Source organism: Methylocella silvestris BL2, assembly GCF_000021745.1.
Taxonomy (GTDB): Bacteria; Pseudomonadota; Alphaproteobacteria; order Rhizobiales; family Beijerinckiaceae; genus Methylocapsa; species Methylocapsa silvestris.
This window is the reverse complement of sequence record NC_011666.1, coordinates 3953330-3977714: the sequence shown is the minus strand read 5'-3', so window position 1 is coordinate 3977714 and position 24385 is coordinate 3953330. Positions and strand designations below refer to the sequence as shown.

Below are 24385 nucleotides of genomic sequence, written 5' to 3'. Positions count from 1 at the left end.
CCGCCTGAGCGCGCAGTCGCCTACCCGCGCTCGATTTTTGCGATCAACGCCTTCTCTTCCACGTCGACCTGCGCGATCGGGTTGAAACTCGCCTTCACATGGGCGAGCGCGGCAAAGAGCGTCGGCTGAGTCTTCCGCATGAGGCCGAGCAGGAGACGAGGCGACGTGCTGAGTTTCAGATCCAGAAACGTCGCCGAGTCGATATAATGACCATGGTAATCAATCGGCCTCTTGTGGTCCTCCGACCTGTAGATATTCTCGACGACCTGCGCGTAAAATTCTTCAAAATTCTTGTAGCCTCCGTCCAGGCGAACGAGGCTATTCACGCCCTGGATATCGCGCGAGGCGTGAAGAAGTTCGTGCAGCAGAATCTGGTCGGCGGTTTCCTTCGACGTGACGCGGGTCGTGCTGTAGTAAATCAGCGCGTTGCTGCCGGTCCCCTCGCCGAGCAACAGGTCGCCGTCATCATCCGTTGCATAGGCGAGGCCCTTCATCGTCGCCTTGCGCTCGCTCTTAAAATCCTCCACCGCGATTTCGTCAAAATCCCAAGGCATGTCCTGAAAGACATAGGGGAGAATTGTCACCGAAGGCGACTTCGCCTTCATCTGCCCGAGCACAGCCCTGCCCGTGGCGTGGTGATGGATGAGATCCAGCTGCCGCGTCACGGAGCGCTCGTGAGCGTCTCTCATGTCGGCAAATTTTTCCCGGTTGGCTGGCTCGACCTTCATTTTGTACGGATCGTACAGGCGGCGCCAATCGCGGAAGACGGGATAACCGATCAAAACGCCGGCAGCGGTCGCATAGGGCGTTGTGTGGACCGGCCGCGTGATGGGTTTGACCGGCAGGCCAAACATCGTCTTGTCAACCATCCGGCTCTCCCGCACCCCTCCCAGTTACCTCCCCCTTTGTGCCCTCAAATTCCTTGCCGCGATGTGCGCCGTCGTACAGCGGCCAACCGCGGACCGCTATTATCCTGCCTTGCTTGCTTGTTGCGTCGCGGCGCGCGCCGCCTCAGAGCGTCGACTGGCCGGGCGCGATGCCGCTCGGCAGCATGGCGCCGTCGTCAAGCGGCGCCAGATAATCGACGACCGTCTGCCGGTAGCGGGTCAATCCCTTATAGTCCTGCAGTTCGGTTGGCAGATCGCGCAACACGCGATGAAGCCGTTTGCCCCATTTCTCGACGCGGGCGATATCGCCGACGCTGAGCAAATAGCAGCGGATGCCGAACAGAATCGCATTGGACCGCGGCAGTCGAAACAGCGTCTGCAATTCGACGCGCAAGAACGCCTTTTCGGCAACATTTTCCGGGGTGAGGGTCGTGCGGTCCGTTCCCCACAACGGATAGTTCTCGGGGCTTGTATCGAGCCGCGGATTGATCGTCATCGTCCAGTTGAGTCGCCGCACCGGCTGGCCATATTGCAGCCTCATCAGAAATTTGAGCGCGCGATCGAACACGCCGAGCTGATGGGCGAGCGGCACCGGTCCGTGCCACTCATGGAAGGTCATGCCGATGTTGAATTCGAGCGACCAATCGGCCTGCGTCGTGACCATGCCGCCATCGACGAAGAGATTGTCTTCGCGCTGATCCTGTAATGTAAAATCGCCCTGCGCCTGCCGGGTGATATATTCGAACGGCTCACAGGGCAGGGTTTTGGCGTCGCCAAACACAAAGGACTGCTTGATCCCGAGCGGGCGATTCTCCCAGACCCAGTTCGTTCCCTCCTTTGTGAGGGAGAAATCCTGCGGATAGTCGCGCGCCAAGCTCTCCATGATCAATTCGAGCGTGTCCCACTGCGCCGCCATCATATGCGGCAGCACCTTGCAGCGGCCCGGGTCTTCCTCGAGCACGATCGCCCGCTCCGCGCATTCGGCGACATAATGCTCATCGACGTCGAAAGCGGCCTGAAAGGCTGCGGTCGGGCCGCCCGGCGTATGCGGCTCGATGTTGACCGAATACATGTAGGAATCTTCCGGAAACGGAAACGGGAAACGCAACACCGCCTCGTCGCTGTTGCGGAAGGTGAAGTCGCGCCGGAACGTTTCCGCCGGCTTGAATCGCTGGTTCATCCGAATCCTCCGATTGACTCCGGCCTCAAGTCCTTCGGGCGTCCCGCGACGCCAGCGAAGCGTGAGGTCCGGTTCTGGGTCCAGTCCTACAGGTCGAGCACGATGGTTTGCGTCTTCGCCCGCGACACGCAGATCATGATCGAGCGATTGGACGCCCGTTCGGCGCCGCCCAGAAAATGATCGCGGTGATCCGGCTCGCCCTCGAGCACATTCGTCAGGCAAACGCCGCAGGCGCCGCCGCGGCAGAGGCAGTCGGGCTCGAGCCCCGCCTCCTCGATCGCCTCCAAAAGGGTCTGGTCGTCGCGCACGGCGACCTGCAGACCCGATTTCTTCAAGATGGCGGTGAAGGGGAGGCCGCCGGCGTGAGCGCCGCCGAAGGATTCCGAATGCAGCTTCGAGGCCGGCCAGCCGTGATCGCGCGCAGCCGAGAGCACCAGCTCCATCAGCGGCTCCGGACCGCATGTATAAAGATGCGTTCCAAGCGGCTGCGCGGCGAGCGCCTGCGACAGATCGAAGGGCGCGGAGGCCGGATGGATCGTGATCTTGCCGGCGTCGAAGCCGGACAGCATCCGCTCGAAGGTCGGAATTTCCTCATCGCGGCAGAAATGGCGCAATTCAAAGTCGGCGCCGGTCGCTTCGATGGTCTTGAGATAGGCGAGAAAGGGCGTCAGTCCGATGCCGCCGCTGACCATCAGATGCTTGCGCGCGATATGCGACATCGGAAAGAGATTGCCCGGCTCATGCGCCGCGATAACCGCGCCTGGATGGACGGTTTCATGCAAAAAGGCGGAGCCGCCGCGGGACTGCGCGACGCGACGCACGATGATCGCCAGATGGCTGCGGTCGGCGGGAGCGGAAACAATCGAATAGGCATTCTTCCAGCGCCGTCCCTCTCCCTCAAGGGTCAGGCGCAGATGGGCGCCGGCGCCGGCCGGCGGCAGCGCGCCGCCATCGGCCGCCTCAAATACGAAGCGCTTCAGCAGCGGCGAAATCAGCTCGGTTTCGCGCACGCGCAGGGGAAGATGGTCGGCGCCGCTCATGGAAAGGCCTCTTCGATCGGGGGAACCTCGCCGGGAGCTTCCGCATCGATCTGGAAGCCCATGAAAGCGGCGAGCCGGCGCGAGAAATGATCGCGGACAAACAGATTTGCGCCACAGCCGCTGCAGGCGACGACATTGGTCGCGACATTCTCGGTGATGGCGCGGCAGTGAACGCAATAGACGCGGCGGCGGTTTGAGCCGACATGCGACAGCCGATATTCGCTGCTGTCCATGCCAAGTTCGCGGGCGAGCCTCGCGACGTCCCAGACGAAAGATTCGAGGCCAACGGCGTAGAGCCTCAGACCGACGCGCTCACGTTCCAGACGATAGACAAGCGCGTCAAGAAGCTGCGTCGTCGACCGAAAATCGCGCGAGAGGGCGTTGGCCCGGGGACTGGCGCCAGAGCCGATGCGAGCCTCGCCAAGCGCGCGCCAGAGCTCGACCGGCGCCTCGGCAGGGAGCGCGGCAAAGACGCTCGGATCTGGCTCGAAGGCGTGATCGGCGACAAAAAGGTGACGCCGGCCGGCGGGGTCGATCGTCAGCGGCCCATAGGTCGGCCGGCTGACAATTCCGGAAACGGGCATATCGGACTCCTTGACCGTCGTTGCGATCGTGGGAAACTGAATTTGCGCAGCGGCGCAGGATCGGATGTTTTGTCGCCCGCCGGCAAGGATAGTGCGTCGCGATTGCTCACGGCGCCCGCCGCTGGAGCCGAGCGACGTCATCCTATGCGCCCGGCAATGCTTGTCAATATTATTTCGTACGAAGAAACATACCGTTCTTTCGGCTGCAGCTGCCTCGGATCCGTCTTTTCCGCCTATATCGCAGGCATTTTGCCGAAAGGAGTTTCTTTAAAAGAAAATCTTTTGACTTTTAATTCTCGTCGATGTTTCGTCTGGACATTCGCCGCGCTCATCCCATGGGCCGCGATTTCTTATTTCACTCAACGTTCCCGTGAAATCCGCAAGGAGGGAAAGCGCCATGACAAGCATAGCCGAGGCAAAGGCAGGAATTGAGACGGAAGGAACGCTTCATCGAACGATCGATTGGCGCGGCGCCTTTTGGGTAGCAAGCGGCGTTCCGGCGCTTGTTCTATTTTCTATTGGCGGAATCGCGGGAACGACCGGAAAGCTTGCCTTTCTGATCTGGACCATTTCGATTATTCTTGGGTTTCTACAGTCCTTTACTTATGCCGAAATCGCGGGATTGTTCCCGAATAAATCAGGCGGCGCCTCCATCTATGGCGCCGCAGCCTGGGTGCGCTACGCCAAACTCGTCGCTCCGCTCTCGGTGTGGTGCAACTGGTTCGCCTGGAGCCCCGTCCTCTCGCTCGGCTGTTCGATTGCGGCAGCCTATATTCTCAATGCTCTAGCCCCCGTTCCGCTGGCCGCCGGCCCCGAAGTGGCGCAATGGATCGCGGCCCATGGCGCGAGCATCGCGGGTTCGGACGCCGATAAGACAGCGGCCGCCGTCGCGGCGCTGACCCCGGCGATCCGCGAGTGGACCGCCTTCACCCATAGCATCGGCCCGGTCAGCTTTTCGTTCAACGCCTCCTTCTTCGTCGGCGCCGTCCTGATGCTTCTGGTTTTCGCCATCCAGCATCGCGGCATTCTTGGCACCGCGAATGTCCAGAAATGGATCGGCCTCACCGTCATCATTCCGATGGTCATCGTCGGTCTCGTCCCGCTGCTGACCGGCAAGGTGGATTGGAGCAATTTCTCGCCGCTCGTTCCTCTCGCCGCGGCCTCTGCGCCAGATCCCGGCAGCTGGAACATCGCGGGCTGGACGCTCGTCCTGGGCGGCATGTTCATCGCGGCCTGGTCGACCTACGGTTTTGAGACCGCCGTCTGCTACACCAGCGAATTCCGCAATCCCGGCACGGATACGTTCAAGGCCATTTTCTATTCCGGGCTGCTCTGCATGGGCCTGTTCATCCTGGTCCCGTTCACCTTCCAGGGCGTGCTTGGCCTGACCGGCATGCTTGATCCCACAATCGTTGACGGCTCTGGCGTCGCGCAGGCCATGGCGCATATGGTCGGCGGCGGCAAATTCATCGAAAGCATCCTTGTGATGCTGATGATTCTGGCGCTCATCCTCTCCATCATGACCGCCATGGCGGGCTCGTCGCGCACGCTCTATCAGGGCTCGGTCGACGGCTGGCTGCCGCGCTACCTCAGCCATGTCAACGAGCACGGCGCGCCGACGCGGGCGATGTGGACCGATCTCACCTTCAACCTGATCCTTCTCGCCATCGCCTGCGCCGACGCCACCAGCTTCTTCTTCATCCTCGCGGTGTCGAATTGCGGCTACATCATCTTCAACTTCCTGAACCTCAACTCCGGCTGGCTCCACCGCATCGATTCGGGCCATGTGCCGCGTCCCTACAAGGCTCCGAACTGGATCATCGGCCTCGCCGCGATTCTCGCCTTCGTCAACGTCGTCTTCATGGGGGCGGGCGCCAAGGTGTGGAATCCCATCGCACTCTGGGCCGGCCTAATCACCGCCGCCATGATCGTTCCGGTGTTCTGCTACCGGCATTACATTCAGGACGGCGGCAAGTTCCCGCATGAGACCTTTGAGGATCTGCAGATCGGCGACGGAACCGCTACTGTAAAAAGGGCCGGAGCGCTGCCCTATCTGACCCTCGCCGGCGGATTGGTCGTTTTGTTGCTGTCGAACTGGTTCTTCCAGCTCTGACTTTTGAGGCCCCGGGGAACGCCTTCCCGGGGCCATGCAATGCAACATAATATTCTTTAGAAGAAAGTTTCTTGACGCTTACGATGCTAGGCGCCATTGTCCCGCGGAAATGGAGAGCGGACGCAACGATCTCTCCTGACGCGGACGGAACGCCACCAAGAAGGCACTGCGATGAACACTCACGTCTATTCCCGACAATCCATCTTGAATGATCGCCACAGAGCGCTTGGGACCCAGTTCGAAGCCTCGTGGAACGACATGCCGATCCCGCAGAACTATGCGGCCGACCCCTATGTCGAGACCGAAACCGTGCGCAATAACGCAGGCCTGTTCGACGTCAGCGCGCTGCGCCTCATTGACGTATCGGGCCCTGACTCGCTCGCCGCGCTGAACGCGATGCTGACCTCCGACATCGCCAGGATCAAGCCCGGCCAATCCTCAATCAGCAACATCGTCGACGACGAAGGCTCGCTCATCGACGACGTGCTCGTCTATTGCGACGGTCCGAACGCCTACCGCATCTCGCATGGCGGCGGCGCGCTGGAAGACGTTCTGCCCGCCTTCGCGGAAGGCCGCAACGTGCAATTCCGCAAGGATAATGACACGCATATCCTCTCCTTGCAGGGGCCGAAGGCGCTCGAAATCCTGGCGCCGCATACGCCAATGAACCTTGCCGATCTGCGCTACTTCGAGCATCAGCGCACGACCCTGTTTGGCCGCGACGTGTCGATCGCCCGCGGCGGCTATTCGGCAGAGCGCGGCTATGAGGTCTTCTGCAAGGCCGCCGACGCCGTGTTCCTGTGGGATCAGATCCTCGAAGCCGGCAAGCCGTTCGGCGCGACGGCTGTCTCCTGGTCCTGCCTCGACATCGTTCGCGTCGAAGGCGCCCTCTTGTTCTTCCCCTTCGACATGCCGGAAGGCGACACCACGCCATGGGAGGCGGGCGTCGATTGGTCTGTCGATCTTTCCAAGCCCGCGTTCCGCGGCAAGCAGGCGCTGGAGCGCCGCCGCGCCGAAGTGCGGACCGCACAGGCCGGTATTGAGATCGACCATCACGAGGCGGTCGAGCCCGGCGCCAAGATTTTCAAAGACGGCCGCGAAATCGGCGTCGTCAATTCGACGACCTATAGCCGCCATCTGATGCGTTCGCTGGCGCTGGTTCATATCGCGCCAGAATTCAAGTCATTTGGAACAGAGGTTGAAGTCCGCGGCGATGGCGGCAGCTTCAAGGCCCGCGTCGTCAAGACGCCGTTCTACGATCCGCTGCGTCTTCGCACCCACCCGCTCGAAGAACGCGCTCCGCGCTGAGCCTTACGATTGACATCCTATTTGATTGACGAGGTTTTCTCATGACTCGTGTTGCAATTATTGGCGCAGGACCGAGCGGCCTGGCGCAGCTTCGCGCTTTCCAATCCGCCGGCAAAAAAGGCGCCGCAATTCCCGAACTCGTCTGCTTCGAAAAACAGTCCGACTGGGGCGGTCTGTGGAACTACACCTGGCGCACCGGCGTCGACGAATATGGCGAGCCCGTCCACGGCAGCATGTATCGCTATTTGTGGTCGAACGGCCCGAAGGAATGTCTCGAATTCGCCGACTATTCCTTCGAGGAGCATTTCGGACGCCCGATCCCGTCTTATCCCCCGCGCGCAGTGCTGCATGACTATATCATGGGCCGCGTTGAAAAAAGCGACGTGCGCAAATTCGTGCGCTTCAGCACGGTCGTTCGCTGGATCGATTTCGATGAAACGACCCAGTTGTTTACGGTGACGGTCAAGGATCTGAAGAAGGACGAGCTCTACTCGGAAACCTTCGATTATGTCGTCGTCGCCAGCGGTCATTTCTCGACCCCGAACGTGCCGCATTTTCCTGGCATCGAAGTCTTTCCCGGCCGCGTTCTGCACGCGCATGATTTTCGCGACGCCAATGAATTCGTTGGCAAAAATCTGCTTGTGGTCGGCAGCAGCTATTCGGCCGAAGATATCGCCAGCCAATGCTATAAATATGGCGCGAAGTCGATCACCTTCAGCTACCGTTCAAAGCCGCTGAATTTCGACTGGCCGGAGTGTTTTACGGTAAAGCCGCTGCTGACGAAACTGACCGGCAAGACGGCTCATTTCAAGGACGGCAGCGAAGCCGTGGTCGACGCCGTGCTTCTTTGCACCGGCTATTTGCATCATTTCCCCTTCCTTGCCGATAATCTGCGCCTCAAGACAAACAACAGGCTCTATCCGGCCGGGCTCTACAAGGGCATTTTCTGGCAGGACAATCCAAAGCTGATCTATCTTGGCATGCAGGATCAGTATTTCACGTTCAACATGTTCGACGCGCAGGCCTGGTACGCCCGCGACGTGATCCTCGGACGCATCAAACTGCCCGCGGCGGAGGAGCGGCAGGCGGATATCGACCATTGGCGCGGGCTCGAGGAGAAACTCGAGACAGCCTTCGACGGCATCGATTTTCAGACCGAATATATGCGCGACCTCATCCCCGCCACCGACTATCCGATGTTCGATCTCGACAAGGTGGCCGCTCTGTTCAAGGAGTGGGAGGAAGACAAGGTCAAGAGCATCATGGGATATCGCGATAATTCCTATGTCTCGATCATGACCGGCAACAAGGCTCCGCCGCATCACACAAAATGGATGGAGGCGCTCGACGATTCCTTCGACGCCTTCCAGAACCGTCCGGAAGCCGCCGCGGAATAAAGCGTCGTCGCGGGCGAGGATGCAATCCGACAGGCATTGAAAAGGCTCGGCCATGAATGTTAATGCGGCGGCCCCAAAGGGGTCGTTCGACCTGGACGCGCCCCGGCGCGTCCAGACCCTTTCGGCGGCGGGCGGCGGCGGGGTTCAGTTCGACCTTTCGGCCGGCGACGAAGCGATCATTACAAATCTCGAGGGGGGCCAGGCCGGCGAATTGCTGACCGCCTCCGGCGAGCCACTCCGGCTCACGCCGGGGTCGGCGCCGACCGACGAGGCCGGCGTCCGCGCCGTCGCGGGCGATCTCGCCGCCGCGTTCCTCGCCGCGCGGCAGGGAACCGAACGGTTTCTGGCGACGCCGCTTTTTCATGCCGCCGCGGAGCCGGGCGAAACCTTCCGCTTCAAGGCCGAGGCCGATATGCGCTGCCTTCTATTGGCGCCCGGCGAGCCGATGGCCCCCGACGCGCAGAATCCACCGACGGAACTGCGCCTCGATATTTTCTCAAGCCGGCCGACGGGCGGCGCCGCGCCGCCTTCGCTTGCCCCAGTAAAGCTCGATCTCAGGGTCGACGCCGCAACCGCGCGCGCTTATCGCGTCAGCGCCGGCGATTATATCCAGATCATCGACGTGGACGGCCGGCAATGCTCCGATCTCGTCGCCTTCGACGCCAGGGCCCTGGCTGAGGGCCGCGAGCTTGGCGTCGATCCGACAGTAACGCGCACGCTGATGGGCTCGGCGACGCCGGGCCCCGGCCTCCACGCGAAATATTTCGACCAGGACATGAATCCTCTCTTTGAGATCGTCCGCGACACCGTCGGGCGGCACGACACATTCATGCTCGCCTGCAACGCGAAATATTACGACGACATGGGCTATCCCGGCCACGCCAATTGCACCGACAATTTCAACGCCGCGCTTGCGCCCTTTGGCGTCGCGCCGCGTCGCGGCTGGCCGGCAATCAATTTTTTCTACAACACCTTCGTCGCCGAAGACAACACGATCGGCCTTGACGAGCCCTGGTCGCGACCGGGCGACTATGTGTTGCTGCGCGCTTTGACCGACCTCGTCTGCGCGTCCTCGTCCTGCGCCGACGACATTGATCCGGCCAATGGTTGGATGCCGACCGACATACATGTGCGCGTCTATGACGCCGCCGCCAGCTTCTCCAAAGGGATCGCTCATCGCATGACCGCTGACGCCGCCCCCCGATTGACGCGTGAATCCGGTTTCCATTCAAGGACTTCCGCGCTGACTCGGTCCTTCGCCGACTATCGCGGCTTCTGGACGCCGCAATGCTACGCCTCCGAGGGACCCATCGCCGAATATTGGGCCTGTCGCGAGCGCGCCGTCCTCATCGATCTGTCGGCGCTGCGCAAGTTCGAGATCACCGGACCGGACGCCGAAATCCTGTTGCAAAGCGCCGTCACGCGCAACATTCGCAAGCTTGCGGTGGGTCAGATCGTCTACACAGCGATTTGCCACGAACATGGCGGCATGCTGGATGACGGAACGGTGTTCCGTCTCGGCGACAATAACTTCCGGCTCGTCTGCGGCGAGGATTATTGCGGCGTCTTTCTGCGCGAGCTCGCGGCGCGTCAGGGTTTGAGGGCCTTTGTCAGATCCTCGACCGATCAGCTGCATAATGTCGCCCTGCAAGGCCCAAAATCGCGCGACATCCTGCGCGAAATATTGGTCACGCCGCCCCATCGCGCCTCAGCCGACGAGTTAAAATGGTTCCGCTTTACCGTCGGCAAGATCGCGGGCCTGCCTGTGCTTGTTTCCCGCACGGGCTACACCGGCGAGCTCGGATATGAGATCTGGCTGCACCCTGGCTCCGCCGTGGCGGTCTGGGACGCGCTTATGGCGGCGGGGAAGCCCTATGGGATCGCGCCCTTCGGTTTCGCCGCGCTTGACATGGTGCGCATCGAGGCCGGCCTGATCTTCGCCCATCACGAGTTTTGTGACGAGACCGATCCCTTCGAGGCCGGCATCGGCTTTGCCGTTCCCGCCGAGAAGGCGGACCCCTATGTCGGGTCGGAGGCGCTGGCGCGCCGGCGCGCCAGCCCGATTCGCCGGCTCGCCGGGCTCGACGTCGCCGGCAATGAAGCGGTCGCCCATGGCGATCCGGTCTTTGCCGGCCGCGCCCAGGTGGGAGTCGTCACCAGCGCGATGCGCTCGCCTGTCCTCGGCCGCACCATCGCCCTCGCCCGCCTCGACGCCGCTTGCGCCTCGATCGGGACCGACCTCGAGATCGGCAAGCTGGACGGACGTCAAAAGCGCATCGCCGCAACTGTGGCGCGATTCCCACACTATGATCCAGAAAAGGCGCGAGTCAGGGCATAGGGCCGCTTTGACTGTAGGCATGGCGCGGACTTCGCTTTAGATTTAGTCGAAAGGGGAGTCTCGAATATGACGAACATGATTAAATCTGTGATGACCGCCGCTGCAGGCGTTCTGCTCGCAAGCGCTGCTTCCGCTGCTGACCTTGCGGTGACTCCTGCGGCCCCGCCGCCGCCGCCGATCGATCTCGGCTTCGGCATGAAGCTGGCCAACGACTATGTCTTCCGCGGCATCGATAATTCCAACGGCCATTTCGCCGCGCAAGGCTATCTCGAACTGCGCGCGATCGACTGGATCTACGCCGGCGTCTGGACGTCGAACGTCAGTTTCCCGACCGCCTATGGCCTCAACAACCCGTCGGCTGAGATCGATCTCTACGGCGGCCTTCGCCATACCTGGGGCGCACTGACCCTCGATCTCGGCGGCCTCTACTACGAATATCCCAGCCAGACGATTCCGGCTGGCGGCTTCACGATGAACTACTACGAGCTGTATTTTAAGCCGACCTATGTGATCAACGATACGTTCACAATCGGCGGCAATGTCTACGGCACAACGAACTTCGCCAACTCGGGCTCGTCGGGCATCTACGCCAGCGGCACCTTGAAGGTTAACTTCCCGACCTTCCTTCCCTGGAAGGGAGTCGCCACCTACGCTTCCGGCGAATTCGGCGGACAGTTCCTCGATGACAACCGTTTCGGGGTCAAGCTGCCCACTTACGCGACCTGGAATGTCGGTCTGGGCGCGACCTATGACATCTGGACGCTCGACGTGCGTTATTCAGGGTCGAGCCTGTCGCAGAACAGCTGCGCGCTCCTGTCGGGCGTTCGCAACTGGTGCGGCAATCGCTTCATCGCCAGCATCGCCGTCGATACGTCGATCCTGTCGCTCATGAAATGATCTAGCTCGCGAGATCTCCCCGACCGCCTCCGGCCAAACAATCAACCGGCACGGCGATCCTCGCGACACAGTTTCGACTTCGGACCTAAGAGGATGTTGATCTAACGATCATCATCCTCTTTTTTTGTGCGCACATGAGCCGATTTGCGCATATCCGGCCCTGGCGTGGCCGGATGCGGGGAGCGCGCAGGGCAAAATGAAGACCAAGCCCGCGACCTCGCAGGGCGGTTTTCCGACGAGGTCATGCGCCAACTTGTCAATCAGGGAAGGATTTGGGTTGGGCGAAGTTTCAAGGCAATTCTGTCAAAAATCATCCGGCTCTGGCGTTTGCGGTCCGCCCGGCGTTCAATCGCTGGGACCGCGCCATCGGAGGAGAGAAAAAATGCTCAGTTTCATCAAAAGCAGCGCCCTCTTTTTCAGCATAGTGACCGCCGCCTCCGCAGCCGATAGCGGGGCGACTTATCTCTTTCGCGTGGATTGCCGCGACGAAGCCTTTCTTGCGCGCTGGATTCCGGTCCCCGGCGATCCGGACAAAGACTATTTCCGCAGCGCGACCGGAACGCTCAATCTCGATTGCTCGATTTCTGATTACAATCCGAAGACGGACAGGGGGCTGCCGCAGCGGATCTGCAGCGACCCCGGCGGGATCATTAACGGCTTTCCCCCTGCCCTGATCGTCGCTGGCCTTACGCACTGCAACTGATCGCGCGCTTTGGCACGGCCCTTGGGAGGCCATCTGCGCGCGATGGCGGCGCCTCTGTTGAGGCGCTTCGCATAGTATCGAGGCGGCGCCCGATCAATGAGGCAGCAGACCCGCCTGAGCGCTCCCCGAGCAAGCTGAACGGGGCGTTCCCAAGGCGAAGGTTCGGCCCGGCGGATGGGAGCTGGGGCCGCATTCGGCGATCGGCGATCAACCGATTCGTCGGGTGTCAAACGCTCACCAATTGGGATGCGAGTCGCCGTCGCGGCGCGCGCCGGCGCCAAGGGAACAGGGCCCGCTTGCGTTGCTCCGACGCTCTTCCGGAACTGTTAGACGGCGCGCTCAATCATTTTTCGGAGCGGCGTGACGGCGCGGACCCGTTTGGATTCACCTTGGCGGGGAGGCGCCGCCCCCGCCCAATTCGTAGAACAGCGCATAGAGCGCCCCGCGCGCAATCAGGGGCGCTTCTCCGGTCGATTTATTATCTGAAACCTCATTGCCGTTCGAGTTCGCAAAAACCACTACGCCCAGGCCACGGGCAGGCATCAACATGACTTCGGTCGAAAAGCCCGTTAAGCCGCCGTTCTTCAAAACGATCGCGGGAACATGATTGATTTTATCCTCCGGGATCGTCGCCCAGGCGAGGTCGGACAGCCAAATGTTCGCCGGACACTTTGGGAGAGAGGGCTTTGGACCGGTGCACGCCCGAGGGGTCTGCGCGATTTTGAATCCGGCCGCAAGGGCGGGCGGAACGAAGACTCCGGGAGAGCCGAGCGCAGCTTGCGCAAAGATCGCCATGTTCTGCACCGTGGAATGCAGCGCTCCGGCCGGCGCCCAGATTGGAACGACGTTCGTGAAGCCGTCGCCGGGATCCACGACGACGCTCAGCGGCGGCGCATATCCAGCGCCGCCGTCGGCGATTCCGACATAGGCGACTTCTCCGCTCGCGATCTGGACCGTGCCGGTTGCGTTGCGCCCGACGCCGCCGCCAAAGCCCCCTGAAAAAACCACTGTAGGGGCCGCGGCGTAGCCAGCGCCATGCTCGATGATGCTCACGCCGATGATTTTTCCGCCGGAGACGACCGCCTGCCCGCTCGCTGACGCGGCGGGAGGGGGAAACCCGGGCGCCGGGACGAATGTGACCTTCGGCGGAGCCACATATCCTTGTCCGCCCTGCACAACAGTAAATCCGGTCACGGAGCCGTTTGCGCCGACCTTCGCCGTCGCCTGCGCCCCCACGCCGGCGCCGCCGGAAATGGCGACCTTTGGCGGATCTGCCGCAGAGCGGTACCCTGCCCCGGCCACGACCAGATTGATCGCGCTCAGCGCGCCGTTGACGAGGACCGGGGCGCCAATCGCCTGTTGGTATCCAAGCGCGGAACTCGAGCTCGTCGGAGGATACAAAGCGGTATCGCGCATGTTGAGCGGACCAAGAATCTGCTTTTGCAGCATGCCTTCCCACCCTTTAAGGGCCGCATTGCTGAGCGGCGCATTCGGACTGGCGCCGAGGATCAGGCCGAGCAGCCCGACGGTGAAATCGGAATAGAAATAGGGCGCTGGAAGCGCCTTCACCGACGGCGGCGGCGGCTGAAAGTTTTGCGGCGCCGCATTCTGAAAATAACGCAGAAAGTCCTGCGCGGTATACTCGCTCGTCGGAGGACGATCCGTCTTTAGACATCCAGGCGGTTGATTTTTGTCGTTGCAGATCGGCGCGAGGCTCGGAAATCCCGCCGTGAAATCAGCGAGCTCGCCAAGCGTGACTTTTGCGGTGAGGGCCTTGAACGAGCCGAGCATACGGGGAAAAGCCGAGATCGGCTGGTTGAGGGCGAGCCGGCCGCCGTAAATCGCCTGGCCGAGCAAATTCGTGGTGAAGACCTTGGTGACGGAGCCGATTTCAAATGAGACATCGGAGCCAAACAGCACTTTGTCCGCCTTGTTGGCGTAGCCATAGGAAAAATAGGCCGGGGCCTCGCCCGGCGCGATGAGCGCGAGCCCAACGCCGACCGCCGCTCCGCTGTCGACCGCCGATTTGCCGAATGTCTGGGCGATGAGGCTCAGCAGCGCGGCGTTGTCGGCCAAAGCGGGGCTCGCGCCGCAAGAGATAAGCAAGGACGCGACGAGGCTATGCCAAGCGGACCCCATCATCATTCTCCTCAAAAAGACTTGGATCGACCGGGTGAGCGAGGAAATTGGCGAACTTAAGGGAGCCTGACAAGCCCCCAAACGGGACGCGCGCAGCCCAGTTCGATGGCAGCGGGAACGCTCCGAATGGAAATCCGAACGGAAACATGGCCCCAAAGAAAAAGGGAGGCCCCTGGCCCCCCTTTCTTAATCCTCAGAGTTTGCAAATTGGCCGCGATCAATCCGGAATGATCAGGGTCTTTTCCCAGAAGTCGCATTTATGCGCAGCGGAGAATTGCGCATCCGTCATCGTCGTCAAAACCGGGATATTTTGCGACAGGATGACAGGCTTGCTTCCGGTCGCTTTGTAGACCGGCCACGGGTTGTTTCCCTGTCCATTGGGATTGCCGGTCCAGGCAAAATTCGTCCAGGCGTCAACAAGCTGATCGGAAAGCGCCGCCTGCTTCTTGTTCAATTCGTGAATCTTGCCCTGGGGGCCGCCATGCCAAAGCGGGAACAGATATTGGATGTCGGACGTGTGGTAGGCAAGGAACTGGAAGCCTGGAAGCTTGGGATAATAGGTCGGCGCCGTGCGCTCATCGAATTCATAAGCGTAGTAAGGCACCTGCGGACCGAGGATCTTCGTGTAGTGACGATCCCTACATGCGCCCGGATCGGTCTGGACTGCATCCAACGCCAATTGTGGCGACGCATAGGCGTAGAGCGGATATTTGGCGAGGACTTTGTTGACGGTTCCGGCCGGATAGGTCGGAGGCGTATTGACCGGGCCAGCGTTGCCCGAGTAGGTCGTCGTGACGTAGCTGGTAAAGTCAGCTTCCGTATAAGGAACTTGCGGATCCTTGAAATATTCGGTGTTGGCGAGGCCGAAATTCGCCTCGTCCTGCACGCGACCGTCCATCATCGGGATATGCGCGAACTGCCCGTTTGACCAGGCCTGCCACGGTTGCTGCGTGATGACCGTCCCATCGACGAATGGTCCGGTGATGTAGGCGCTCGTCGCGCTTTGCGTTCCCGCCAGCGTCTCGACCTGCTCGGGCGTCAAATTGCGCAGGCATTGCGCAGTGGCTTTGTCCGCCCCCGAACCGCATCCCGCCGCGACCGACATGGCGATGCCCCGCGCCAACGCGATCTCTGCCGTCGGTATCGTGCTCGGCACGCTGCTTTCGTAAATCGCCCGATGTAATAAGCCTTGCGAGAGCGGCGAAATCACATGCATGCCGGTGTCTTGCGCGCCTGCGGATTGACCGCCGACAGTGACGTTATTTTTGTCGCCGCCAAACCGGTCGATGTTCCGCTGCACCCACTTAAGGGCAAGCTGCTGGTCCATGATGCCGTAGTTGCCGAAAACCCCCTTGTTCAGGGCCGGGTGCGACAGCCATCCCATCAGGTTCAGGCGATAATTGATCGTCACCACGACAGTGTGGCCGTCGGCGGCAAGCTTCGTTCCATCGTAGCCGGTGCTCGCTCCGTCAAAATTTCCGCCGCCGTGAATCCAGAAGATGACAGGCAGCTTTCCTTTCCCCGTTGGAGCGACGTTCGGGGTGAAGACGTTGAGATACAGGCAGTCTTCGTTTGCATTGGGAGGCCCGGCGAAGGGGCCAAGGGTGGTCACCTGAGCGCAGATGGGACCGTAATTTGACGCATCGAGCACATTCGTCCACGGCGCCTTGCGCTTCGGCGGCTGCCAGCGAAGATCGCCTACCGGCGGTTCCGCGTAAGGAATGCCATAAAACACCGACACGCCGTTCTGAATGACGCCCTTGACCGTCCCGTCCTGGGTTGCGACCTTCGGGCGGTTCGCCGCGCTCGCTGACGTTACCTCCGCCGCGCTCGCTGGCGTCGCTGCCGCTGCCGCGCCGAGCGCGAGGCCGATTGCGCAGGACAATTTCAGCAAGGATCGTGATCTGACCGCGCTGAGCTGCGCGGTTCGGGATAGCTTATACATAAATCCCCCCAAGTATTTTTTTTCTGCCTGGGTCGTATGGCAGTGGGGGCGTTTTTATGACTTCGTTTGACCCCAATCTTCCATGAAGTTCCGATTTTTATCACAATCTAGATTTCGGCTGCCTGAAGGCCCGTTCGCATGCGAACCGCGCTCTCGGAAACAACGTGCCAACAATCTCCGAAAAGAATCTCGTCAGGCCGGCATGAAGCTCACCGGCATGGTCGTCGTGAGCCAAGGCGCACTCGATCCGGCTTGCGGCCGAGCTTTCGGCGCCAGGCGTCGATCGAGAAAGTGCCTTTCTTCCTGGTTCTTCCCCAAGTCCCGCGCTCCAATGGGAAGCCTTAACTGAGCTGACGGCTCGGGCCGTCGCAAGCCTCAAGGAGCCGGGGCGTCACGCCGATGGCGGCGGCCTCTGTCTTCAGATCCGACCCACAGGCTCGAATTCATGGCTCTTCCTTCTCCGGCAGGACGGGAAACGGCGGGAGATGGGAATGGGCGCAGCGCCGGACGTGGGCCTCGCTGAAGCGAGAGAGAAGGCGGAGGAAGCTCGACGCGTCTTCGCCGACAGCCGAGACCCTATCGAAGCTGACATGCCGCCCATCCAGCTCGGAAAGAAACCGATGCGGCCCCGACCTTCGGCGCATTCGCCGACAAGCTGATAGAGAGCATCAAGGGAACCAATGGAAGCAGACGTTCGGGCCACGCTATTGCTCAACCATTCGCGACGAAAAACTAGCCGACCTCGATATCGATGCCGTTCCTGCGATGCCGAAGCCTATTTGGCTGGAAAAGAATCAAACGGCGTCACGCCTGCGGGGCCGCATCGAAAGGGTTTGACGCGGCCACAGCCAAAGGCCTGCGGTTGGAAGAAACCCAGCCCGCTGGCGGGGCCATCTCAGCACACTCTTGCCACAGCGCCAGAAACTCCAGCGCGGCGATCAAAAGGCTATGCCATATCTAGGCATTCCAGCTTTCTTCGGGCATTTGCGCGCCCTCCCGGCGATCGCGCAAGAGCTTTGGAGCTCGCAATCTTGACAGCCGCGCATACAGCGAGACGTTAGGCGCGACTTAGGGGAGATCGACCTCAAGGCGAAGGTTTGGATGGTGCCAGCCTGCAGCATAAAGGCGGGGCGTGGGCATCGCGTCCCGCTCTTCCACACGGCCATGGCGGTTCTGGCGGCGACGGCGGCGAAACGCTCCGATGCAAACGACGCTGGCGCTTACGTCTTTCCTGGCCAGCGCGCCGGCAAGCCGCTTAGCAATATGGCGATGGAGATTCTCCTATGCCGCCAGAAGCAGGACGCCACCGTGCATGGCTTCCGGTCCAGCTTCTGAGGTCGGTCGGAAGCGACTGATGTTCGGCGCGAGATCGCCGAGGCCGCGCTGGCTTATGTTGTGGGAGACGCGACCGAACGCGGCTACCTGCGCGGCGACGCTGGAGAAGCGGCGTTGATGAAAGCGTGAGCCGCCTATTGCACGTCGAAAGTCGCCAACCTGTCGCAGGGCTGATGTGCGCGCCCATGCCGCCCACTTGCATCGCCGCGCTTTAGACAGAACATACGACCAATCGGCATGCGCGCCGCCAGGGCGGACCTCGTGCAGTTAGCGCGCCTTGGCGGGATGATCAAGCCGAAGACGCGCATCCGTGGTCACGCAGGAACTATTGGCCGCTGCCTCAGTTGATCCGCGCGTTTCGAACGGAGCAGGGTTATGGCCGAGATTGAGTATGAGGAAGGACTAGGGGAGGGCGGCGAGGTTCACCAGCAGGTTCCTACCGGCGGCCCGCATGGTTCTGAGGGGCATTTGACCACCAATCAGGGCATTCGGATTTCCGATAATCAGAATCAGCTCAAAATCGGCGCGCGGGGTCCGGTCCAGCTCGAAGATTTCGTGCTTCGCGAAAAAATCTTTCACTTCGATCATGAGCGAATTCCGGAGCGCATCGTTCACGCCCGGGGCACGGCCGCGCATGGCTTCTTCGAGACCTATGATTCGCTGTCTGACTTGACCAAGGCTGATCTGTTTCAGCGCGCCGGCGAGCGCACGCCTGTCTTTACGCGCTTCTCGACCGTAGCGGGCGGCGCCGGTTCTGTGGACACGCCGCGGGACGTCCGCGGCTTCGCCGTCAAATTCTACACCAAGGAAGGAAATTGGGATCTTGTCGGCAACAACATCCCGGTTTTCTTCATCCAGGACGCGATCAAATTCCCAGACCTCATCCACGCGGCCAAGATGGAGGCTGATCGCGGCTTTCCGCAGGCTGCGACGGCGCATGACACCTTCTGGGACTTTATCAGCTTGATGCCTGAATCGACCCATATGATCATGTGGGCGATGTCGGACCGGACCATTCCGCGATCGCTGCGAACCATGGAAGGCTTCGGGATTCACACCTTCCGCTTCGTCAACGCAGAGGGAAAATCGACCTTCGTGAAATTCCACTGGAAGCCGAAGCAAGGCCTGCAATCGACCGTCTGGGACGAGGCGGTAAAGATCGCCGGAGCCGATCCGGATTTTCAGCGGCGCGACCTTTTTGAGGCGATCCAGCGCGGCGAATTTCCTGAATGGGAGCTTGGCGTTCAGGCTTTCGACCAGAAGTTTGCGGATTCGCTTCCCTTTGATGTTCTTGACGCCACAAAGATCATTCCGGAGGAGATTCTTCCCGTTCGCCTTATCGGGCGCATGGTTCTTGACCGTTATCCGGACAATTTCTTCGCCGAGACGGAGCAGGTCGCCTTTTGCCCGGCCAACATTGTGCCGGGCGTTGACTTCACCAATGATCCGCTGTTGCAGGGCCGCCTGTTCAGCTATCTCGACACGCAAAAGAGTCGGCTTGGCACGGCGAATTTCCACCAGCTGCCAATCAACGCGCCAAAATGTCCGGTGATGAATTTCCAGCGCGATGGTCAAATGCAAATGAATGTGCCGAAGGGCCGCGCCAATTATGAGCCAAACAGCCTTGCGGACGCCGGGGAAATTGGCGGTCCGCGCGAGTGTCCGATGACCGGTTTCACCAGCTTCCCTTCTCCCGAAGGCGGGGAGAAGTTGCGTATCCGGCCTGCGAGTTTTGCCGATCACTATAGCCAAGCGCGATTGTTCTTCCGCTCGCTCGATCCCGCCGAGCAAGCGCATCTTGCCTCAGCGATCGTGTTTGAGCTGTCTAAGGTTTCAAACGAGGCAATCCGCACGCGCATGCTGTCCAACCTGGTCAATGTCGATCCCGCGCTGGCCCGCCGCGCGGCGGGAGGCCTCAATATGCCCTGTCCGGAAGCCTCAGCGGCGGCGCCAATACAGGATCTCGAATTGTCGCCGGCGCTTCGCATCATTCGCGGACCGCTGGAGATCCATACGCTGAAGGGCCGATCCGTCGGCATTCTGATCGCCGACGGATCGGACGGCAGATCCATCGACAAGCTACGGAGCGCGATCGAAAAGGCAGGCGGGCGCGCCGTCATTGTCGCGCCAAAGGTGGGGGGAGCGACGCTGGAGGATGGCTCCGTTCTGAAGGCCGATGCGCAGCTCGCAGGCGCGCCGTCCGTCATCTTCGACGCCGTGGCTCTCGCCTTGTCCGACAAGGGCTGCGAGATGCTGCTTAAGGAGGCCGCCGCGGTCCAGTTCGTCATGGACGCTTTTGGACATCTCAAAGCGATCGGCGCGAGCGAGGGAGCCCAGCCGCTTTTGAAGAAGGCGGGCGTTAAACCGGATGAGGGCGTGACGGGTCTCGATAACGCCTTTGTCAAAGCGGCCGCAAAACGCTTCTGGGATCGCGAGGCCAGCGTCCGCACTCTGGCCTGAGATGTCCTTCCCAAATGCTCCGTTCTGGCCGCGGCGTCCCTTCCAAACGCGGCGCGAGTTGTCTTGCGGTTATTCGCGCTTTGCGCCGCGCCGCCTGGAGAAGACATGAACGCGATGGTAGAGAGTCCGGCCGAATTGCGATGGATCGAGCGCCGCTACCACGCGTCAGCTCAACGAACGCCGCCGCGGATCGTCGTCGCGATCCCCGCACGCAATGAGGCGGATCGAATTGGCAATTGTCTTCGCTCTCTCGCAGAGCAACGCTCGACGCCGGATGGACCCGCGCTCGACGAATCGTTCGGCGTCCTCCTCTTCGTCAACGGATCGTCGGACGAGACTTTTGAAATCGCCGCTGCGCTGGCTCCACGGCTTGGCTTTCCGATCCGAATTTATGACGCGGTTCTATCGGCAAACGTCAACCACGCTGGCGGGGCGCGCCGCATCGCCATGGATCTTGCAGCGGGATGGCTTGAGGAGACCGAAGCTGGCGCGGCATATCTTTTGACGACGGACGCTGATAGCCGACCCGCGTCGGATTGGATCGCCGAAAACCTGCGCGCCTTTGCGCGGGGAGCCGACGCGGTCGCCGGCCGCATCGAACTTGACGCCGCGGACGAGGCGAGGCTCTGCGACGAACTCCGCGCGCGCGGCGCGCTTGAAGCGAGCTACGAGGATCTGCTGACGGAAATCTTTGCGCGGCTCGATCCGCGTCCGCATGATCCGTGGCGGCGCCATGCCGCCGAGCCGGGGGCCAGCTTTGCGCTCTCACTCTCCGCCTATCGCAGCACTGGCGGATTGCCCGCGATCCCGTCCGGCGAAGACCGCGCGCTCGCGTCGCTCATCGAAACGCGTGAACTAAAGCTCCGCCACGAGCCGGCAGTCGTGGTCGTGACCTCCGGCCGACTTGTCGGTCGCGCCAACGGCGGCGTCGCCGACGCGCTATGTTTCAGGACCGCGCATCCCGACGCCGAATGCGACCCCTATCTCGAGCCAGTCTTACGGGCCATCGTCCGCGGCTTTTGGCGCGGCAGACTTCGCCGGCTCCACGCCGCAGGCGAACTGACAAAAAACGAAAGCTGGACGCAATATTTGAAAATCGACGCTGTCGCCGCGTGTGGCGTGGCGCGACTCACTCCGTTCAGCCGCTTCTGGGAGTTGGCCGAATCCTTGAGCCCTTCGCTGCGGCGCCGCAGCATGCGTCCCCACGAATTGCCGCTGCAAATTATGCTTGCTCGGCTTGCGCTTGGGGTGATCAGGCGCCTTTCCGTCAACGCGCTTGAAGGAGGTCCAATCGATATTCTATCTGGCGCTGTTGCAGACGAAGCGAAGCAAAGTCTTGAGCCGCGACAAGAAACGCAGTGACGGCGTCATCGCCGCTGAGCGGATAATCCGTGTCACCCAGCCAGTGAACGAGGATGATGTGGCCGCCCGGCCTGATTGACGCCTTGACCCGCTGAACAAGCAAGTCGAGCATCGCGGGGGCGAAGTAATAAACGACCTCCGATAGGACGACGAGATCGAACGACCCAGCAGGCCACTGCTCAGGCGCGGCGATCTGCGCGAATTCCACATTTGGCAAATTGGCGCAGCGCTGACGCGCGGAGTCGAGCGCCTGCTCCGCGCAATCGATCGCCAGCAGGCGCCCGCATCGCCTGGCGAGGCGCTCGGTGAAAACGCCAATCGAACATCCGACTTCGAGCGCCGACGGATATATTGGAATGGGCAACGCCTCGAGCGTCGCTTCATATTTCGCCAGCTCGTAGGCGCTTGATTCAAATCGCCACGGATCCCGGGCTTCAGCGTAGAGCTTGTCAAAATAGCTTGGCTCAATCCGGGTTCGCCTCATGGGCTTCCTCTAAGGAAAATCTCATAGGTCCGTTTGAAAGGCTCCAGCGCCGATTCGGGGAGGATCAACACGGGCGGATCATTCTCGACGATGTCTGTCACCTGCGAGCGATGCGCCGCGATCGCGCGTTGCTTTAGCGCCAGCACGTCGTCGATGGCGAGCCGCCACCCCTCCGGCGCCGCGCCAACCTCAGCGTCCGGCGGCAGGCTCCAGCCCCAGATCGGATAGGCGAGCAGCGCTCGATCGGTCTGGAGACGGCGATGCGCCATGGCCGCGATGCGCCAGGCCGCCTGATGGTCGCAATGCGGATCATGCGCCCAGGTTGCAAGAATGGCGGAAGCGTCAATGTTGCGGGCGACATCCGCGATCGCGTCCGCCGCCTCTTCCGCCGCCGCGCCGTCCTGCGGCACAGAGCGGTCCGGCAGCCCCAGAAACAAAACGCTCGATGATTCGAGGCCGAGCGCGGTCGCCGCCTCACGGGTTTCTTCCTGGCGAAGCGCGCGCAATCGTTCCGGCGGATGAGATCGCGAATTCGGATGCGAGCCGCAACCGTCGCTGACGATGATAACGACGACGGCGCGCCCCTGCGCTTGCGCCAGCGCGATCAAGCCGCCGCAACCGAGCGATTCATCATCGGGATGCGGCGCGACGACGATGACGCCGCCGGGCCCGACGATGTGATCTAGCGGCGCGATCGGCAGGCCTTGAGCAGCCTCAAAGAAATCTTTCGCGCGCATCAGTCCGGGGCGTCCTCATTTTCCCATATCTCCGCAATCGGTCGCGGCGATGTAACGAGAAAGTTCGCGGCCTCGCAGAGCGCTTCGTCGGGCGCAGGCTGGCGCAAATAGGTCGCAAGATCGCGGCTTAAACGCTCAATCGGGTGCGGCCGCAAGAATGCGGCGAGACCCACCGAACGGTGCGCAAGTTCGAGCGCCTCAAGACCGGCGCGTTCGACGGCGAGCCGGGCGAGGTTGACATAAGCGACGCTGGCCGCCGGATCGCCAGAACCGTGCGACCGGGTAGCCGCTTCAAAAACCCAGAGCCTTGCCGTTTCGACCGCGATTGCGGCCGCGCCCAATCGCGCCAGCTGATGCGGGTCTCCAGCCCTGTCCGCCTTGACGAGATGAGCGCGCGCGAGATCGAAAAGGGACGCGACGGCGCCATATTGGACCGCGGCGAAACGCCATGCGCCCGTCGAAAACATCGGCTGGCGGTGGAAATCATCGGGACCGCCGATGATTGAGTCATCGCCGACCCCGAGATCCGAGAAATCGACAGCGCCAGAGGCCGAGGCGCGCATGCCATGCGCGCGCCATTGCGAGAGATCGACGCGGGCGTTGGCGGCGTCGGGGATCACCATCAAAAGGTCGCCCGCCTCGGTCCTGGCGGTGATCAGCGGATAGCGAACGAACCCGGCGCCGGATGCGAAGATTTTAGCGCCCTGAAGCCGCCAGCCCGCGCCTTGCGCCGCGAGACGCACGCCCGGCTCCCGTTGTGTGTTCCACACCGCGAAGAGATGGCCCTCGCGCGATTTTGCGGCAAACATCTCCTGTTGCTCGATGCGGCCGTAGGCGAGAATCAGCCCTATTGCGTTGACGTGGCCCTCATACAATCGTCCGAGCGGAAGGCTCCCGGCGCCGATCGCGGAAAGAACGAGGGCGAGCGCCTTGCTTCCGTCCCGCTCAAGCAGGCCGGCGCCGCCCCATCGCACTGGCAAGGGCGCCGCAAGCAGACCATGTTCGGCCAAGGCGCGAACCTCGGCCGCCGGAAATGCGCCGTCGACGTCAAGCTCCTGCTGCGTGCGTCGCGCGCTGGCGGCGATAAGCCGTGCCGCGGCGACAGCCGCCGCCCGCCGGGAAGAAGCAGAGGCGAGATCATCGTGCAATTGGGTCAATAATACAGCCTTACGATCGCAATCGCTTCTCAGTTGATCAGCCCGCCGCCCGTAGCGGCGATCATCGCGCCGGACATTCATCGCTCGCGGTCATGACGCGGGCCGAAGCGAGCTCCTTCGGCTGCGCCGTTTGGCCAATTGCCGAACGCCGCGGGGGTTCCGCAACGCAAGTCGAATCGACAATAACGAAACGGCGGCAGCGAACTTTTTTCACCAGAGTTGGTTCAGGGCGCGAACGTCGCAGGCTAAAGGGATCGCAGATGAGACTTTGCGCAATCATATGTTTGACGGTTCTTTTCGTTTCTCCTGTCGCCTTCGC

20 protein-coding genes are annotated in these 24385 nt (G+C 61.6%); 11 read left to right on the top strand and 9 right to left on the bottom strand.

Annotated elements, in window-relative coordinates:
- Positions 1-20 precede the first annotated feature (20 nt).
- The 4 genes from MSIL_RS18340 to MSIL_RS18325 form a co-directional block, all read right to left on the bottom strand.
- Positions 21-869 carry a M91 family zinc metallopeptidase gene (locus MSIL_RS18340; RefSeq protein ID WP_012592563.1) on the bottom strand — a complete coding sequence of 283 codons (849 nt, stop codon included), beginning with the start codon at positions 867-869 and terminating at the stop codon, positions 21-23.
- A gap of 142 nt (positions 870-1011) precedes the next feature.
- A complete protein-coding gene (locus tag MSIL_RS18335) occupies positions 1012-2067 on the bottom strand; it encodes a dimethylamine monooxygenase subunit alpha (RefSeq protein WP_012592562.1) in 1056 nt (351 codons plus the stop codon).
- A gap of 86 nt (positions 2068-2153) precedes the next feature.
- Positions 2154-3107 carry a PDR/VanB family oxidoreductase gene (locus MSIL_RS18330; protein ID WP_012592561.1) on the bottom strand — a complete coding sequence of 318 codons (954 nt, stop codon included), beginning with the start codon at positions 3105-3107 and terminating at the stop codon, positions 2154-2156.
- On the bottom strand, positions 3104-3691 hold the full coding sequence (locus MSIL_RS18325; protein ID WP_012592560.1) for a dimethylamine monooxygenase subunit gamma: 588 nt from the start codon (positions 3689-3691) through the stop codon (positions 3104-3106). Before MSIL_RS18325 ends, MSIL_RS18330 begins: the two co-directional genes overlap by 4 nt.
- 42 nt (positions 3692-3733) lie before the next feature.
- Between MSIL_RS18325 and MSIL_RS21780 the strand changes: the two genes are divergently transcribed.
- From MSIL_RS21780 to MSIL_RS18295, 7 genes are all read left to right on the top strand, one after another.
- Complete coding sequence (locus MSIL_RS21780; protein WP_187148677.1) at positions 3734-4123, top strand: hypothetical protein; 390 nt, start codon at positions 3734-3736, stop codon at positions 4121-4123.
- Entirely contained in the window at positions 4089-5804 is a 1716-nt protein-coding gene (locus MSIL_RS18320; protein ID WP_012592559.1) for a trimethylamine N-oxide permease, read from the top strand. Before MSIL_RS21780 ends, MSIL_RS18320 begins: the two co-directional genes overlap by 35 nt.
- A gap of 171 nt (positions 5805-5975) precedes the next feature.
- The gene (locus MSIL_RS18315) at positions 5976-7112 is read left to right on the top strand and encodes an aminomethyl transferase family protein (RefSeq protein ID WP_012592558.1); all 1137 of its coding nucleotides are present in this window, start codon (positions 5976-5978) and stop codon (positions 7110-7112) included.
- A 41-nt stretch (positions 7113-7153) separates the two neighbouring features.
- Positions 7154-8509 (top strand): NAD(P)-binding domain-containing protein, encoded by a 1356-nt coding sequence (locus MSIL_RS18310; protein WP_012592557.1) that lies wholly within the window; start codon positions 7154-7156, stop codon positions 8507-8509.
- 52 nt (positions 8510-8561) lie between these two features.
- Positions 8562-10847 carry a trimethylamine N-oxide demethylase gene (locus MSIL_RS18305; RefSeq protein WP_012592556.1) on the top strand — a complete coding sequence of 762 codons (2286 nt, stop codon included), beginning with the start codon at positions 8562-8564 and terminating at the stop codon, positions 10845-10847.
- Between the two features lie 66 nt (positions 10848-10913).
- Positions 10914-11744, top strand: coding sequence for a TorF family putative porin (locus MSIL_RS18300; protein WP_012592555.1), 831 nt, complete (start codon positions 10914-10916; stop codon positions 11742-11744).
- 382 nt (positions 11745-12126) lie between these two features.
- A complete protein-coding gene (locus MSIL_RS18295; protein WP_012592554.1) occupies positions 12127-12447 on the top strand; it encodes a hypothetical protein in 321 nt (106 codons plus the stop codon).
- A gap of 384 nt (positions 12448-12831) precedes the next feature.
- On the opposite strand, the gene MSIL_RS18290 is transcribed toward MSIL_RS18295, so the two are convergent.
- Positions 12832-14523, bottom strand: coding sequence for a serine hydrolase domain-containing protein (locus MSIL_RS18290; protein ID WP_041368184.1), 1692 nt, complete (start codon positions 14521-14523; stop codon positions 12832-12834).
- A gap of 280 nt (positions 14524-14803) precedes the next feature.
- Entirely contained in the window at positions 14804-16531 is a 1728-nt protein-coding gene (locus MSIL_RS18285; RefSeq protein WP_012592552.1) for a carboxylesterase/lipase family protein, read from the bottom strand.
- A 245-nt stretch (positions 16532-16776) separates the two neighbouring features.
- Here MSIL_RS18285 and MSIL_RS22110 point away from each other — a divergent pair, with 245 nt between their 5' ends.
- The 4 genes from MSIL_RS22110 to MSIL_RS18270 all read left to right on the top strand — a co-directional run bounded on the left by MSIL_RS22110 (position 16777) and on the right by MSIL_RS18270 (position 21688).
- Positions 16777-17190, top strand: coding sequence for an Arm DNA-binding domain-containing protein (locus tag MSIL_RS22110; RefSeq protein ID WP_341871995.1), 414 nt, complete (start codon positions 16777-16779; stop codon positions 17188-17190).
- Positions 17191-17632: 442 nt separating this feature from the next.
- Entirely contained in the window at positions 17633-17866 is a 234-nt protein-coding gene (locus MSIL_RS22105) for a hypothetical protein (RefSeq protein WP_148213146.1), read from the top strand.
- 375 nt (positions 17867-18241) lie between these two features.
- Positions 18242-20326: a catalase gene (locus tag MSIL_RS18275; protein ID WP_012592551.1), complete on the top strand. Its 2085-nt coding sequence runs from the start codon at positions 18242-18244 to the stop codon at positions 20324-20326.
- 105 nt (positions 20327-20431) lie between these two features.
- Positions 20432-21688: a glycosyltransferase family 2 protein gene (locus MSIL_RS18270; protein ID WP_012592550.1), complete on the top strand. Its 1257-nt coding sequence runs from the start codon at positions 20432-20434 to the stop codon at positions 21686-21688.
- On the opposite strand, the gene MSIL_RS20975 is transcribed toward MSIL_RS18270, so the two are convergent.
- Genes MSIL_RS20975 through MSIL_RS18255 form a run of 3 tightly spaced genes read right to left on the bottom strand, consistent with a single transcriptional unit; the run spans position 21594 to position 24066 of the window.
- On the bottom strand, positions 21594-22172 hold the full coding sequence (locus MSIL_RS20975) for a class I SAM-dependent DNA methyltransferase (protein WP_012592549.1): 579 nt from the start codon (positions 22170-22172) through the stop codon (positions 21594-21596). The genes MSIL_RS18270 and MSIL_RS20975 overlap by 95 nt on opposite strands.
- Positions 22169-22909 (bottom strand): PIG-L deacetylase family protein, encoded by a 741-nt coding sequence (locus tag MSIL_RS18260; protein ID WP_012592548.1) that lies wholly within the window; start codon positions 22907-22909, stop codon positions 22169-22171. Before MSIL_RS18260 ends, MSIL_RS20975 begins: the two co-directional genes overlap by 4 nt.
- Positions 22909-24066 carry an acyl-CoA dehydrogenase family protein gene (locus tag MSIL_RS18255; protein ID WP_012592547.1) on the bottom strand — a complete coding sequence of 386 codons (1158 nt, stop codon included), beginning with the start codon at positions 24064-24066 and terminating at the stop codon, positions 22909-22911. Before MSIL_RS18255 ends, MSIL_RS18260 begins: the two co-directional genes overlap by 1 nt.
- Positions 24067-24385: the final 319 nt, after the last annotated feature.